The sequence below is a fragment of the Psychrobacter sp. NPDC078409 genome (assembly GCF_050268505.1).
Classification (GTDB): Bacteria; Pseudomonadota; Gammaproteobacteria; order Pseudomonadales; family Moraxellaceae; genus Psychrobacter.
On the sequence record NZ_JBNNGW010000003.1, the window covers coordinates 15,294 to 30,660 of the forward strand.

A 15,367-nucleotide genomic window follows, 5' to 3' on the forward strand; every position below is an offset into this window, starting at 1 on the left:
GTATTCGTTATTTATTTCTAGCGCACCTTCCATAAAAACTACGATCGATACGCTCGAAAGGCGTGCTCGACGGTTGTACTCCAACGCGCATCACCATACAATAGGCAGGCCCAGTTTATAAAAACCGTGTAGCTAAAATAGCCAGTTAACAACGTGCCATTTTGCTTTTATTTTATTGATGATTGTAGTCTTGCGAGGTAACTTTGAACGCACGCTCTGATAATACCAGTGACCAGCATCCTAATTCACAACCTCACCCTAATGGCTCAGCCAATACCGATAGTGCTGCAGGGTCTGTGGGTGTCGTTACGCCTCAGAATTTTCATTTCGCTGAGCCCTTAACGTTAGAATGCAACCGTACCCTGCCCTCTTTTGACTTGATGGTAGAAACTTACGGTACGCTCAATAGCGACAAATCAAATGCGATTCTAATTTGCCACGCGTTATCGGGCAATCATCATGCAGCTGGCTTCCATAGCGCTGATGATAAAAAAGCAGGCTGGTGGGACAATATGATTGGCCCCAACAAAGCCATCGATACCAATCAGTTCTATGTGGTGTGTGTCAATAATATCGGCAGCTGTTTTGGTTCAACAGGGCCTACCACTATTAACCCTGATAGTGTTGATTCGGATAGTGTTAGTTCGGACAGCCTTGATGCAAATAGCAGCGATGAGCCACAAGTGTATGGCCCTGATTTTCCGCTAATCACCATCAAAGACTGGGTAAAAACCCAAGCAATGCTCTCAGATCGTTTAGGCATTGACGTTTGGCACGCTATTGTCGGCGGCTCAATGGGCGGTATGCAAGCGCTACAATGGTCTGTTGATTATCCAGAGCGATTAAAACGCTGTGTAGTTATCGCCAGTACGCCAAAGCTATCTGCTCAGAATATCGCCTTCAATGAAGTGGCGCGCCAATCTATATTATCCGATCCTGACTTTAAAGATGGTCGCTATATACAAGAAGGCACTTATCCTCGTCGCGGACTGATATTGGCGCGTATGGTTGGACACATTACCTACTTAACTGATGACGCGATGAAAGCCAAATTTGGTCGTGATTTAAAATCTGGCAAATTCATGTATGGCTACGATGTCGAATTTCAGGTCGAAAGCTACCTACGCTATCAAGGCGAGCGCTTTAGTGAAAACTTCGATGCCAATACTTATCTACTTATGACCAAAGCCTTAGATTACTTTGATCCGACGCGTGACTATCCAATACGCGACTACCCATCAACCGTAGCAAAAGATACTACAGAGTCAGCAGTGCAAATAGAAGACTCAATCGCGGCCTCAGTCGAGTCTAGCAAAGCCAAGGCACAGAGTGAGTTAGAAGATGCAGTAACGACGATTGAAGATATTGAGTCTGATCGTCAGCAAGAGCTTTCTGCGCTCAAAGCAGCCTTTGCCCATACACAATGCCAGTATCTGGTCGTGTCATTTACTACTGACTGGCGTTTTGCACCTGAGCGCTCGCAAGAGATTGTCGATGCGCTGATGGCCACTGGCAAACCAGTCAGCTATATCAATATTGACGCGCCGCACGGACATGATTCTTTCTTGTTTGATATTCCTCGCTACATGGGTGCGGTTAAAGGATTTTTGACTGCGCCATTTATCACCCCTAGCCGCCCAGTCACAGGAGAGCGCTCATGAGAATGGATCATCAACTGGCAGAGCGCTGGATTGCGCCACAAGCACATGTACTGGACTTAGGTTGTGGTAATGGCGAGCTGCTTGCCCACTTACAACAGAAACTAGGCGTGACAGGTTACGGACTAGAGATTGATGAAGACAAAATCAATGAGGCGATTGGTAATGGCTTGTCAATTGTCGAGCAGGACCTGAACGATGGTCTAGCGCGCTTTGCTGATAACAGCTTTGATACGGTCGTCATGGCACGTGCCCTACAAGCAGTAAAAGCACCTGACGAGTTGTTGCTTGATATGCTGAGAGTCGCCCGTGAAGCAGTTATCACCTTCCCTAACTTTGCGCATTGGCAAAACCGTATCCATTTAGGGCTTAAAGGTATGATGCCCGTTTCTGAAGCGCTGCCTTACGAATGGTACAACACGCCAAACATTCATCTATGTACCTTTAAAGATTTTGAGCTGTTATGTGCGCAGCATGATATTCATATTATTAATCGTTTTGCGGTTAGCGATTCTGAAAAAGGTCATACACCTTTGATGAAGGCTTTAATAAGACAAGCCCCTAACTTATTAGCAGACGTCGCTATCTACCGAGTGACCAAGAAATAGGCACTAAACCATCAGCTATCTTTGTATTTTATATAGTGCTGAACAGTGCTTTACGAGCTAGTATCAACCTTAATAGATTGTTAACTTAATATAATTTTTTAGTAACTGTCTGATTTTGTTAAGGACAATCAAGTACAAACGTCTATGAGACCTTGTAATTAGTATTTGAGTTTCGTAAGTTTGGGTGTTAAGCTAGCAAAATATTGTCAGCCACCCCACTATTACGACCGTTTGTCTAATCAGTTAGGGTGAAATCTCTGATTTAGAGATGACAACCCCCTTTTGCTAATGATTAGGTAAGTTCATATCGCAAGATTTCACCTAATTGTTATCGCCGTCTAACTGTCTTTAGCGAGACAATGTTTAGCGGTACAATTCTTTTTGCTTATTAACTGCCTAATTTTGGAGCTGCTATGAAATTATTAAAAGCTGCGTTGTTTACTGCATTATTTTCTTGTGCTGGTTTAGCCAATGCTGAGTTAATATCAAACGTACCGCTTGATACCTCACGTTTTGAACTGATGCCTGTAAGCGAGTTGTCTAGTCGTGCCGCTCAAGGTAACGATCACGCTCAGTTTTATCTGGCCAAGCGTTTGCAAAAAGGTGAAGGTATTGCGCAAAATACCCAACAAGCAATCCAGTGGTATACCAAAGCCGCTCAGCAAGGCGTTGCTCCTGCTCAGTTGAATCTTGCTATTATGTATTTGCGTGGCGAAGGCGTACAGCCTAACCTGCAACAAGCCCGTCTGTGGTTAGAAAAAGCTGCAATGCGTGGCGATAACCGTGCCAGTTACACGCTTGCGCTATTAGATGAAAAGCAAAAAAACCTGGTTGATGCCTATAAATGGTATGACTTAGCTGCCCGTGATGGCATGCTAGACGAAAAAGTTCGTAACAAAGCACGCGGTAAAATTGGTCAGTTGGCATTAAACTTATCAAGTGATGATATCGCCAGTGCTCGTAGCAAAGCAGATACTTGGTTCCAGAGTAAATAGTATCTAGTTTTCGTATTACGAATTGAATATAAAAAAAGCTCAGTATTTTACTGGGCTTTTTTGTTTTTTATCATATTCATCAGTGGTCGAACGTTTTCTATAACAAGAATCCAAACATTACAAGCTATTCAAAACTCTAGAAAAATTTGCTACACTACGCGCGCATTAGTCAATTCCACAATTGAGATAATGTTATATACCTATCTATTTTTTTATTACCAACGCACTAGGTTTGCGACCTAGCCAGCAGGAGAAAGACATGAGCACCTCTCAAGATAGTAATATCAAAGAAACCGCGATAACTGATAATAATTCAGCCCCTGTATACGATAGTGTGACTAATAATATCGTTGTCGCTGCACTATATAAGTTCACGCGCTTTGCTGATTTTGAACAGTATCGTGAGCCCATACTAAACACTATGCTCGATCACGATGTGAAAGGTACGTTGTTACTTGCAAGCGAAGGCATTAACGGTACGATTTCTGGTACGCGTCAAGCTATCGATACTGTTCTTGACTACCTGCGTAGTATCGAGGCAATTGGTACGTTTACCTTTAAAGAGTCCTATACTGACGCACAGCCTTTTTATCGTACTAAGGTGAAGCTAAAAAAAGAAATCGTCACTATGGGTGTCGAGAATATCGACCCATTGGAATCCGTTGGTCGCTATGTAAAACCAAGCGAATGGAATGCGTTGATCTCAGATCCTGAAGTCACCTTAATCGACACGCGTAACGACTATGAAGTGCAAATTGGTACTTTCCAAAACGCAGTCAATCCGAACACTGAAACGTTCCGCGAGTTTCCAGAATACGTTTCAAAAGAGCTTGATCCAACCAAGCATAAAAAAGTTGCGATGTTCTGTACAGGTGGTATCCGCTGCGAAAAATCTACTGCCTATTTACGTGAGCAAGGGTTTGAAGAGGTCTATCATTTAGAAGGCGGCATCCTAAAATACCTCGAAGAAGTCCCTGCCAGTGATTCTATGTGGCAAGGTGACTGCTTTGTTTTTGATAATCGAGTTTCGGTCAACCATAACTTAGAGAAAGGCAGCTACGAGCAATGTTTTGCTTGCCGTATGCCTATCACTGTCGATGAGATGCAAAGCCCTGCCTATATCAAAGGTGAGTCATGCCCACACTGTATCGACAAAGCGACCGACGAGCAAAAAGCCCGTTTCCGTGAGCGTGAGCACCAAATGCAGCTAGCCAAGAAGCGTGGTGAAGCCCATATTGGTAGCGACGTGATGGATGTAATCGAAAAACGTAAAGCTGCTAAGACGGAAGCTCGTCTGCAAGCAGAAACTGCAAACAACGCTAAAGCAAACTAAGCTTGTCATTAGTACAATAAAAAAGAAGCAAAAAAAGAGAGGCTCTAATGAATAGGGCCTCTCTTTTTTATATCAGCTATTCGTACCAATTAAAACAGAATACGTACGCGGATAGTCTCTTCTACATCTTTTAATTGATCGAGTGCCGCAGTCGAATCGTTATAATCGACATCCATTACTAGATAACCAACATCACCTTCTGTCATCAGGCTCTGCGCTAGGATGTTAATGCCAGCTTCAGCAAACAAACGGTTAATCTGAGACAGTACGCCTGGCACGTTTTTGTGAATGTGTAGTAGACGATGCGAGTTTTCTTTGAACGGGATAGAAACTTCTGGGAAGTTCACAGCCGTCGCCGTATCACCTTGATCAGAGTATCTAACAAACTTATCGGCTACTTCCAGTCCGATATTGGCCTGTGCTTCTTGTGTTGAACCACCGATATGCGGCGTCAAAATCACATTATCAAACTTACGTAGTGGTGACTCAAACTCTTCGTCAGCTGACTTTGGCTCTTTTGGGAACACATCAATAGCCGCGCCCAAGATTCTACCAGACTCAAGCGCATCCGCCAGATCATCAATCTCGACGCACGTACCGCGAGCCGCATTGATAAAGTAGCTGCCTTCTTTCATCTGAGCGAACTGCTCAGCTTTCATCATATAGCGAGTGCTTGGTACATCAGGTACATGCAATGTTACGATGTCAGCCGTTGATAGTAGCTCTTCTAGACTACCAACCTGTACCGCGTTGCCTAGTGGCAACTTGGTCACAGCATCATGATAAATGACTTTCATACCGAAGCTTTCTGCCAAGACAGACAGCTGCGAGCCGATAGAGCCATAACCGACGATACCGATAGTCTTGCCACGTACTTCGTGTGAGTTGGTTGCAGACTTGCCCCAGCCACCGCGATGTACAGTTGCATTCTTTTCAGGAATACCGCGATACAGCATAATGGCTTCTGCCAATACTAGCTCAGCTACCGAACGAGTGTTCGAAAATGGCGCGTTAAAAACAGGGATACCAAGATCACGAGCGGCATCTAAATCTACTTGGTTGGTACCAATACAAAAGCAACCAATGCCGATAAGCTTGTGTGCGTGCTCAAGTACTTCACGCGTCAACTGAGTGCGCGAACGAATACCGATAAAGTGAGCATCTTTGATCTTTTCAATCAGCTCGTCTTGATCTAAGGCGTGACTGATATTCTCGATGTTGTGATAACCAGCGCCTTCCAATACTTTTAGGGCATTGTCATGTAGACCTTCAAGCAATAAAAACCGGATTTTGTCTTTTTGTAGTGATAACGCCATATGAGAACTGTCCTATAATTGTTTTATAAGATTAACTGTTAGATAATCTGTGATGGATGAAACGAAAACAGTCCCGATATCTTACACAAAATTTGACGCCGATGTTAGCAGATTAGATGAATTATTGATTATCAAGCCTGAAAAATTTTTATGCTATAGTGAATCATTCGGTTTGAAATCAAACAAACCACTTTTTATTGTTTGTCTCCTTTTCTATTTAAAAACTATCACCCACTTATTGCCATCACAAGCCGACTCCTCACTGAATTTATAGTCATTTCGCTATATAATAAACAGTCCCAACATCGTGCTTACGCTAATATTGAGATTTGACCATGACGCTAACTACCGAACAGTCCACCTCCCAAGCCCATACCAACGCTGTGCAAACGATCCTAAGCACGCTGACTGACACTCATCAATTCGATCCCAGCCAAATAAAGACCGATGCCGAAAGCTTAGAGCACTGGGGCAAAGACTGGACCAAGCACTTCGCCCCCGCAGCAGCAGCCATCGTCTTTCCAAAGACTACTGAGCAAGTTCAAGCGATTGTCCTGCTTGCTAATGAGCACAATGTCGTCCTTACCCCTAGTGGTGGTCGTACTGGACTCTCTGCAGGCGCAGTTGCCGCCAATGGCGAAATCGTCGTTAGTATGGATAAAATGAATCAGATTGGCCAGTTTTATCCAGCCGACCGTATCGTCGAGATTGAAGCCGGCGTCATTACCGAACAGCTGCAACAGTTCGCAGAATCAAAAGACCTGTACTATCCTGTCGACTTTGCCTCAGCAGGCTCTAGTCAAATGGGTGGTAACATCGGCACCAATGCTGGCGGTATCAAAGTCATTCGCTATGGCATGACTCGTCAATGGATCATGGGTCTGACTGTTGTCACAGGTAAAGGCGATATCTTGCAGCTGAATCGCGGCATGGTAAAGAACGCCACCGGTTATGACCTGCGCCAACTATTCATCGGTAGTGAAGGCACGCTTGGCCTTGTCACTCATGCGCAAATCAAGCTTGAGCGTCAGCCACAAGATTTAAACGTCATGGTGCTTGGCATGGACAGCTTCAATGACGTCATGAACGTACTCTCTGCCTTTCAAGCACAAATTGATTTGACCGCTTTTGAATTCTTTGACGATGTAGCCATTGATAAGCTGATGGCACATGGTCAAGTACAAGAGCCGTTTGAATCACGTACCAAGTTTTATACGCTATTAGAGTTTGAAGCGCCTTATGAGCCAATCATGGACAAAGCGATGGCCATATTTGAGCATTGTATGGAGCAAGGTTGGGTCGTCGATGGGGTTATGAGCCAAAATCTCACACAAGCGGCAGAACTGTGGAAGCTACGTGAGTATATCTCAGAAACCATCTCAGTCTTTACCCCTTACAAAAACGATGTATCGGTGCTAATAAGCCACGTACCGACCTTTATCGAAGAGATTGATCACATTGTCAGCAGTAACTATCCTGACTTTGAAGTTTGTTGGTTCGGTCATATCGGCGATGGTAATTTGCATCTGAATATCTTAAAACCTGAGAACATGAGCAAAGATGATTTCTTTGCTGAGTGTCAGGTTGTCAATAAGTATGTATTTGAGACGGTACAAAAATATGGGGGTTCAGTGTCTGCTGAGCATGGGGTTGGTATGACGAAGAAGCCGTATCTGCACTATAGCCGTAGTGAGACTGAGATTGAGTACCTAAAGGAAGTCAAAAAAGTATTCGATCCAAACAACATTATGAACCGTGGTAAAATTTTTGATATGTGATGAGCACTCCAAACGCTTAACCCAAAAAAGACGCTAAACCGAAAGGCTAGCGTCTTTTTTATTGCTTTATAATTCGCAAAAACTACGATTTATAAATATAACAGTATCAGCGCAACGACCAGTAATATGCTCAAAAACCCTTGAATAATCAGAAACGCCTGATGCGGTGCCGCGATATGACGTACCATATTACCCAATGCATTATAAGTAATACCTGCCGCCTTAATATGAGGTGGACTATCGAAAGTTTTGATAATTTGCAAAAACTGCTCAGTCCGATCAGATGACCAGCCGTGCGGCGCAAATGGTAAAAACGGAGATAGTTGTACAGCCTGTTTCTTGGTCGCGGGAGACCATAACCAACGCTCTAAAAACAGCAAGCGCATACGCCAGTCGGCAAAGCTGCGATGATTGATGACTTGTAATAGCAACACTTCTACATTTTTATGACGACTATCTACAAAGATACGCTCTTGCAAAGCAAATACGTCTGATTTTTTGCCTTCAATACATTGCAAGAAGTGACCATTACCGTAGCATAGCGTGCCTGTGATGTTATGCTGCTGATTGTAGTTACGTGCGTGGCCTTCTACTTCATCAAAGATGGAGGTGCTCAAACGCGAGCCAAGAGTCAGCGTACTGACATAAACCAACTGAACCAAAGCGGAGTCATCTATGTCATCCCACTTCATGATTCTATTGGTATGATTTAAAGGCATAATAAAATAATCCTAAGAAGCCGATGAGATACGGCTAAACGAAACAAGCAACACAATACTATGCCTGAGTTGAACCAAAAAATTGACTCACAAAAACGTAGCAAATATTTACTACGTGAGACTGTTATTACCGTTACAGCTTGCTATGATAACAAGCAAAACAAAAGGTGCTGATAGATATTATTTAGATTCTATATTGAGATAATAAATAGCAAGACAGTCGTAGGTACAATGATAGTGCAGAGTTGTGCGCTTATCGATGTTTACAAACCCTATAGGTATAGAGTGATGTAGATTGTGGCAGTCGCTATCCTTTAGCCCTCTACGTTAGTCGAAACAAGCACCAAACATAATGAGTAAAACAGTCTAAGATATCAACATAACCTATTGTAAATACGGCAATAAATTATTGTAACGACAATATCTTCCTATTGGAATGTTTTTATTACTTTTTTGCACAAAAATCGGTACATCAATGTGCCATGACACCATTATGTGATACCACTACATTCAATAGCTATTTAAAACAGGAAACTTATGAGTAAGATGGAAAAACTAGATGATTTTCACCTCACGATTGCTGAGATTAAGAAAAAAGATTATCCACAATTAAAAGCATTGATGGATCGTGTCTATGTAAACTTGGGTGGCGCTTGGTCAAAGACAACCATTCATACTTTGATTGACGCTTTTCCGGAAGGTCAGATTGCCTTGTTTGATCATGATCAGCTGATTGGTATCGTGCTCTCCATGCGCGTTGACTATGCCAAGTTTTCAAACCCGCACACTTATGACGATTTGATTGGGCAAAAAGAAATCATTAGAGACAATCCAGAAGGTGATGCCATTTATGGTTTGGATGCACTCATTGACCCTGATTATCGCGGCTACCGTCTCGGTCGTCGTCTGTATGATGCACGCAAGGAGCTATGCCGACAGTTGAATTTCCGCGCTATCTTAGCTGGCGGACGCATACCTAATTATCATAACCATAAAGATCTGACTCCAGGCGAATATATTGATGCCGTTGAAAGCCGTGAAATTCACGATTCAGCGCTGTCTTTTCAGCTATCTAATGGCTTTATCGTTAAACGTATTTTGACCGCTTATCTGCCAGATGACAAACAATCAAAAGGCTTTGCTACCTTACTTGAGTGGGCAAATATCTACTACGAGCCTAAAGACTATAAGCCTAATACTCGCAAATCTGAAGTGCGTATTGGTGGTATTCAGTGGCAGATGCGTGAAGTCGAATCACCTGAAGAATTATTGCAACAGGTTGAGTTCTTTGTCGATATCATGGCTGACTACAACTCGGACTTTGCCTGCTTACCTGAGTTTTTCAATGCGCCATTGATGGGTCTATGCGAAGAAACCGATCAAAATATTGCCATTCGATTTTTGGCTGGCTATACCGAGTGGTTCAAAAATGAAATCTCGCATTTAGCCGTCAGTTATAACGTCAACGTCATTACCGGTTCAATGCCGTTACTAGACGAAGACGATACCTTATACAACGTCAGCTATCTGTGCCGCCGTGATGGTACGGTTGAAGAGCAACGCAAAATTCATATTACTCCGCATGAGCGTAGCGCTTGGGTAATCGAAGGTGGCGATGAAGTCAAAGTATTCGACACGGATGCGGGTCGTATCGGCATCTTGGTCTGCTACGATGTTGAGTTCCCTGAGCTTGCACGTCTCATGGCACTTGATGACATGGATATCTTGTTTGTGCCCTTCTGGACTGATACCAAAAACGGATATCTACGTGTCCGCCACTGTGCACAAGCCCGTGCTATCGAAAACGAATGCTATGTGATGATTTGTGGTTCAGTCGGTAACTTACCGCAAGTTGAGAGCTTAGATATTCAGTATGCTCAGTCGTCGATTTTTTCACCGTCGGACTTTGCGTTCCCGCATGATGCGATTATGGCAGAGACCACTGCCAACACTGAGATGGTATTCTTTTCTGATGTAAACTTGGACAAGCTGACTCACGTTCGTCATGAAGGCTCAGTGCATAACTTAATCGACCGCCGTGATGATTTGTTCAGCTTAAAGTGGAAGCGCAAAGCCAAAGTGCCAGCAAGCAAATTGAGTGATGAGCAGCGCCGTGAAAATTCAGGCAGCGTACTGATTGGTGATCCATTACAAAACCGAGCGCAAAAGCCGTAGTTAATTGTAGTTAGTTATGGTCGGTTGACGTCACACACTTATAGTAGACTTTATAAATAACACGGCTGATTTTCAGCCGTTTATTTTTATCTACTGTCTACTCTTTGTGCAATGATCATATGGGCAATCACGATAAGATAAGTAGTGACGATAGGCCATCATTTGAAAATAACTGAAAAAAGTATGCAAACTAAAAAGCGGATGTCATGACGACTGATATTAAGCAAACAGAAGTAAAGCCAAAGAAGCAGCCGAAGCCGAAGATAATTTCGATACTTAAAACGATAATGCTATACGGTCTCATGTTTGTCGTGATCTATAGCGTGGTCAATTGGTGGCGACAGCCTGTCATGCCTGCCAACCCTCAGTTGCAACTGACCGATTACCAAGGACAAACTATCGACCTAGCAGCGATGAGTCATGAGCAGCCTACATTGGTATATTTCTGGGGTACGTGGTGTTCAGTCTGCAGCTTTACCTCGCCCACCATCAGTAAACTAGCAGCAGATAATTATCCCGTGGTCACTGTTGCCGTACAGTCAGGCTCAAATCAGGAATTACGCAGCTATCTCGATCAGCATCAGTTTGATTTCACCACCATAAATGATCAACAAGGCAATATCTTTGCAGATTGGCAAGGACAAGTCACACCATCTTATGTGGTATTAGAAAATGGCGAGATGATACAGGGGCTAACAGGGATTCAGCCATTATGGTCATTGAAACTGCGCTTATGGTTAGCATCTGTTTTTTAGCACTTGAGTCGTACTTTATGTTTCAATAAATCATTATGTAAGGAGATTATAGCTACGTCCGTGCTGAGGATATACAACACAGATAAACGATTGATATTGGACAAAATTGGACTGACCTCGCACAGCTCTTTTTACCCTACCCTTTTTGTCATATAATAGCTGCCGATCTAAATCTTTTTTTGAATTATTTTTACTAGCATATTTTATGTTGCAATCGTCTCGTTACCATTTATTATTGACGTAACTATTTACCGACTAATGAGCGACAATGGGTATTTATTGACATGATGGTTGATAAACCGACTATGATGAGCAATATACCTACTATTCGTAATTAAGCATTATCAATACCGTGTAACCTTCAGTACTATATTGAACTACATTGAACATCGAGCCTTGTATCCGGTTTTGAACCGACACACAAACCTACCTTTTAAAAAGATACCTTCTATGACTGATAAAAGCACTGACACACCAAGCCAAGATTACAAAGACACGCTGAACCTTGCGGATACGCCATTTGCGATGCGCGCAAACCTTGCTAAACGCGAGCCAGATTGGCTTGCGGCTTGGGAAGCAGATGACGTGTACGGTAAAATTCGTCAGGCGCGTGCTGGTGCAACCAAATATATTTTGCACGATGGCCCTCCATACGCCAACGGTCAGATTCACTTGGGTCACGCAGTCAATAAAGTACTAAAAGACATTATTGTAAAATCAAAAACCTTGTCAGGATTTGATGCGCCTTATGTCCCTGGTTGGGATTGTCATGGTCTGCCAATCGAACAAAAAGTCGAAGCCAAGGTCGGTAAAGTTGGTCAAAAAGTTTCTGCGACCGAATTCCGTGGTCTATGCCGCGAATATGCGAGTACTCAAATTGAATTGCAAAAAGCAGACTTCAAGCGTCTAGGTGTGTTTGGTGATTGGGACAACCCTTATCTGACCATGAACTTCCATCAAGAAGCCAACATCGTACTTGCGCTTGCCAAAATCTATGACAATGGTCATGTGACTCGCGGTATGAAGCCGGTCAACTGGTGCTTGGACTGTAGCTCTGCCCTAGCAGAAGCAGAAGTAGAATATCAAGACAAAGTCTCTGACGCGATCTATGTCAGCTTTGATGTGCTCGGTACGGACAAAGTAGCTGCATTGGCTGAAATAGCGGGCAATATCGCTGCTGTTATTTGGACTACCACGCCATGGACACTACCTGCCAACCAAGCTATCTCAGTACATCCTGAGCATAACTATAGCGTGGTCGCTACTGAAAAAGGCAACCTACTACTCGCAGCGGATCTTGTAGAAACTGCGTTAAGTGAACTTAAATTAGAAAATAACGGCATCCTAGCAACTGTATCAGGTAGCGAGCTTGAAGGCTTACATGCACAACATCCACTGATTGCAGACCGTCAAGTACCGCTCATTTTGGGCGACCATGTGACTACTGATAGTGGTACTGGTCTGGTACATACCGCACCTGGTCACGGTTTAGACGATTATATCGTTGGTCTAAAATACAACTTACCAGTGGAAAACCCAGTAAGCGGTACGGGCGTTTATTTAGATAGCGCTGCTGTATTTGCCGGCGAGCACATCTATAAAGCAAATCCAAAAATCATCGCTGCCCTACATGACAATGGCCATCTAATTAGCCATACCAAAATTGAGCATAGCTATCCGCATTGCTGGCGTCATAAGTCACCAATCATTTTCCGTGCTACGCCTCAGTGGTTTATCAACATGGAAACCAAAGGCTTACGTGCTCGCGCGCTTGCTGATATTCCATCAGTAAGTTGGACGCCAGCGTGGGGACAAAACCGTATCGAATCAATGATGACGGGTCGTCCTGATTGGTGTATCTCGCGTCAGCGTACGTGGGGCGTGCCGATTACCTTCTTTACGCACAAAGAAACCGGCGAGCTGCATCCAAACACGCTTGAGCTGATGGAAACTGCGGCGCAAAAAATCAATGAAGGCGGCGTAGAAGCGTGGTTTGATGCTAGCTGTGAAGACTTCTTAGGTAGTGAAGCCGCTGACTATGACAAAGCAACTGACACATTGGACGTTTGGTTTGACTCAGGCACGACGCATTTTGCGGTACTTGATCAACGTGAAGAGTTGACCAATCCAGCTGATATGTATTTAGAAGGTTCTGACCAGCATCGTGGTTGGTTCCAGACGTCACTGCTAACGTCAGAAGCGATGTATGAGCGCCCACCGTTTAAGCAAGTACTGACCCATGGCTTTGTCGTTGATGAAAATGGTCGCAAGATGAGTAAGTCACTTGGCAATATCATCACCCCACAAGAAGAAATCAATAAGACAGGTGCAGACATGCTGCGTCTATGGATTGCTTCAAGTGACTATCGTTATGAGATGAGCGCAGGTAAGACGGTCTTTAAAGGTGCGATCGATATGTATCGCCGTATCCGTAACACCTTACGTTTCTTGCTTGCCAATACCGATGACTTCAATCCAGCTACCGACAGCATTGATATCAATGAATTGGTTAGCCTTGATAAATTCATCATTGAGCGCGCACAAACCGTCCAAGCGCAAATCATTAGCGCTTATGATGCGATGGACTTTCACCAAGTCACTCAGCACGTGACGGCGTTTTGCTCGCAAGATTTGGGTAGCTTCTATCTAGATATTATCAAGGATCGCCAGTACACCACGCAGGCGGATGGACAGCCTCGTCGTTCTGCACAGACGGCTATCTACCATATCACTCATGCGCTGATTCGCTGGATTACCCCAATCTTGTCATTCACGGCGCAAGAGGCATGGGAAGTACTGAACCAACGTGATGCAGATAAAGGCGGCTATGTATTCACTCAAGAGTGGTATGAGTTCCCAGCGTTTGAGCTAAGTGCTATCAGCAACGATGACTGGCAGCGCATCATGTTCGCAAAAGACATGGTGAACAAACATATCGAAACTGCACGTGGCGAAAAAATCATCAATGCCAACTTGTCTGCTGACGTAAATCTATACGCTGACGGTGCAATGTATGAGAGCTTAGCCAAGCTTGATGAAGAACTTCGTTTTGTACTAATTACTAGTAACGCTGCACTAAAGCCAATGAGCGAAGCACCTGCTGATAGCATTACACAGACAGCAGAAGCGACCGACACCAATACCGAAGATGCTGTAGATTTAGTGGTACAAGTAAGCGCGGCTACTGGTACTAAGTGCGTACGCTGCTGGCACATTCGTGATGACATCGGTACAGATAGCGCACACCCTGAACTATGCGCGCGCTGCGTGACCAATGTCAGTGGCGATGGCGAGGTACGTCACTATGCCTAACCCAACAGACTCACCTGAAAGCCAGCACGACTCGCAGGTTGAGGTTGACCATTCGCCTAAGCCTGCTCATGCAACCACAGGTAGCTCGACTACACCTAGAAGTCGCCTGACCAAGTCAACAAATAGGACACCAAAGCTGGTGGCCAATGGCAGTCGTGCTTTTGTATGGTATATATTGGCATTGGTTGTTGTCATTATCGATCAGTGGACTAAATGGCTGGCAGAAACCAAACTGACCTTTCATGATCCAGTGCCGGTGATTGAGCCATTTCTCAATTGGACATTGGCTTATAACTACGGCGCGGCATTTAGCTTTTTGGCAGATGCTGGCGGTTGGCAGAAGTGGTTTTTTTCAGGACTGGCTTTACTAATGTCGCTATTTCTAATCATCTATCTGATTAAAGCACCACGCAAAGCCAAACTGTTATCTTTCGGCCTAGCCTTAGTATTGGGCGGTGCAGTTGGTAATTTAATCGACCGCTTGTTGCATGGTCATGTGATTGATTTTATCCATGTGCATTATGCTGATGTTTGGCATTATCCGATTTTTAATATCGCGGATATTGGTATTTCTATCGGTGTATTATTGATTGTCATTGACATGCTGTTTTTGGAAAAGAAGCGTGAAATGTCACGTTCATAACCGTCTATAGCTAGAGATAATAGTTCAATTTATAAATTGAAAAGGTGGGTTACGCAGTCGTAACCCACCTTTTTT

The 15,367-nt window shown here is 43.8% G+C and carries 11 protein-coding genes; 9 read left to right on the forward strand and 2 right to left on the reverse strand.

Translation table 11 applies throughout. The features are described 5' to 3' along the window. Positions 1–296: 296 nt before the first annotated feature. The 4 genes from metX to ACQKC9_RS06120 all read left to right on the forward strand — a co-directional run bounded on the left by metX (position 297) and on the right by ACQKC9_RS06120 (position 4,594). Entirely contained in the window at positions 297–1,661 is a 1,365-nt protein-coding gene (metX, locus tag ACQKC9_RS06105; RefSeq protein WP_427621410.1) for a homoserine O-acetyltransferase MetX, read from the forward strand. Then, positions 1,658–2,266, forward strand: coding sequence for a methionine biosynthesis protein MetW (gene metW / locus ACQKC9_RS06110; protein ID WP_057758464.1), 609 nt, complete (start codon positions 1,658–1,660; stop codon positions 2,264–2,266). Before metX ends, metW begins: the two co-directional genes overlap by 4 nt. Before the next feature lie 413 nt (positions 2,267–2,679). Further along, on the forward strand, positions 2,680–3,261 hold the full coding sequence (locus ACQKC9_RS06115; RefSeq protein WP_057758462.1) for a tetratricopeptide repeat protein: 582 nt from the start codon (positions 2,680–2,682) through the stop codon (positions 3,259–3,261). 259 nt (positions 3,262–3,520) lie between these two features. Further along, a complete protein-coding gene (locus ACQKC9_RS06120) occupies positions 3,521–4,594 on the forward strand; it encodes a rhodanese-related sulfurtransferase (protein WP_427620971.1) in 1,074 nt (357 codons plus the stop codon). Between the two features lie 89 nt (positions 4,595–4,683). Here ACQKC9_RS06120 and serA read toward each other — a convergent pair whose 3' ends face one another. Then, a complete protein-coding gene (gene serA / locus ACQKC9_RS06125; protein WP_201547948.1) occupies positions 4,684–5,910 on the reverse strand; it encodes a phosphoglycerate dehydrogenase in 1,227 nt (408 codons plus the stop codon). 335 nt (positions 5,911–6,245) lie between these two features. Here serA and ACQKC9_RS06130 point away from each other — a divergent pair, with 335 nt between their 5' ends. Continuing rightward, complete coding sequence (locus tag ACQKC9_RS06130) at positions 6,246–7,688, forward strand: FAD-binding oxidoreductase (protein ID WP_427620973.1); 1,443 nt, start codon at positions 6,246–6,248, stop codon at positions 7,686–7,688. Between the two features lie 89 nt (positions 7,689–7,777). On the opposite strand, the gene ACQKC9_RS06135 is transcribed toward ACQKC9_RS06130, so the two are convergent. After that, complete coding sequence (locus ACQKC9_RS06135; RefSeq protein ID WP_201568524.1) at positions 7,778–8,407, reverse strand: BLUF domain-containing protein; 630 nt, start codon at positions 8,405–8,407, stop codon at positions 7,778–7,780. A gap of 537 nt (positions 8,408–8,944) precedes the next feature. Here ACQKC9_RS06135 and ACQKC9_RS06140 point away from each other — a divergent pair. From ACQKC9_RS06140 to lspA, 4 genes are all read left to right on the forward strand, one after another. Next, the gene (locus tag ACQKC9_RS06140) at positions 8,945–10,582 is read left to right on the forward strand and encodes a carbon-nitrogen hydrolase family protein (RefSeq protein ID WP_102094613.1); all 1,638 of its coding nucleotides are present in this window, start codon (positions 8,945–8,947) and stop codon (positions 10,580–10,582) included. A 206-nt stretch (positions 10,583–10,788) separates the two neighbouring features. After that, positions 10,789–11,337: a protein disulfide oxidoreductase gene (locus ACQKC9_RS06145; protein ID WP_427620974.1), complete on the forward strand. Its 549-nt coding sequence runs from the start codon at positions 10,789–10,791 to the stop codon at positions 11,335–11,337. Positions 11,338–11,787: 450 nt separating this feature from the next. Continuing rightward, positions 11,788–14,649 (forward strand): isoleucine--tRNA ligase, encoded by a 2,862-nt coding sequence (ileS, locus tag ACQKC9_RS06150; RefSeq protein ID WP_427620976.1) that lies wholly within the window; start codon positions 11,788–11,790, stop codon positions 14,647–14,649. After that, on the forward strand, positions 14,642–15,292 hold the full coding sequence (lspA, locus tag ACQKC9_RS06155) for a signal peptidase II (protein ID WP_427620978.1): 651 nt from the start codon (positions 14,642–14,644) through the stop codon (positions 15,290–15,292). The genes ileS and lspA overlap by 8 nt, the downstream gene beginning before the upstream one ends. The last annotated feature ends 75 nt before the right edge of the window (positions 15,293–15,367 follow it).

Coding starts and splice junctions, on each gene's coding strand:
- metW (WP_057758464.1), top strand. CDS start 1,658: ATGAGAATGGATCATCAACTGGCAGAGCGCTGGATTGCGCCACAAGCA.
- ACQKC9_RS06115 (WP_057758462.1), top strand. CDS start 2,680: ATGAAATTATTAAAAGCTGCGTTGTTTACTGCATTATTTTCTTGTGCT.
- ACQKC9_RS06120 (WP_427620971.1), top strand. CDS start 3,521: ATGAGCACCTCTCAAGATAGTAATATCAAAGAAACCGCGATAACTGAT.
- serA (WP_201547948.1), bottom strand. CDS start 5,910: ATGGCGTTATCACTACAAAAAGACAAAATCCGGTTTTTATTGCTTGAA.
- ACQKC9_RS06130 (WP_427620973.1), top strand. CDS start 6,246: ATGACGCTAACTACCGAACAGTCCACCTCCCAAGCCCATACCAACGCT.
- ACQKC9_RS06135 (WP_201568524.1), bottom strand. CDS start 8,407: ATGCCTTTAAATCATACCAATAGAATCATGAAGTGGGATGACATAGAT.
- ACQKC9_RS06140 (WP_102094613.1), top strand. CDS start 8,945: ATGAGTAAGATGGAAAAACTAGATGATTTTCACCTCACGATTGCTGAG.
- ACQKC9_RS06145 (WP_427620974.1), top strand. CDS start 10,789: ATGACGACTGATATTAAGCAAACAGAAGTAAAGCCAAAGAAGCAGCCG.
- ileS (WP_427620976.1), top strand. CDS start 11,788: ATGACTGATAAAAGCACTGACACACCAAGCCAAGATTACAAAGACACG.
- lspA (WP_427620978.1), top strand. CDS start 14,642: ATGCCTAACCCAACAGACTCACCTGAAAGCCAGCACGACTCGCAGGTT.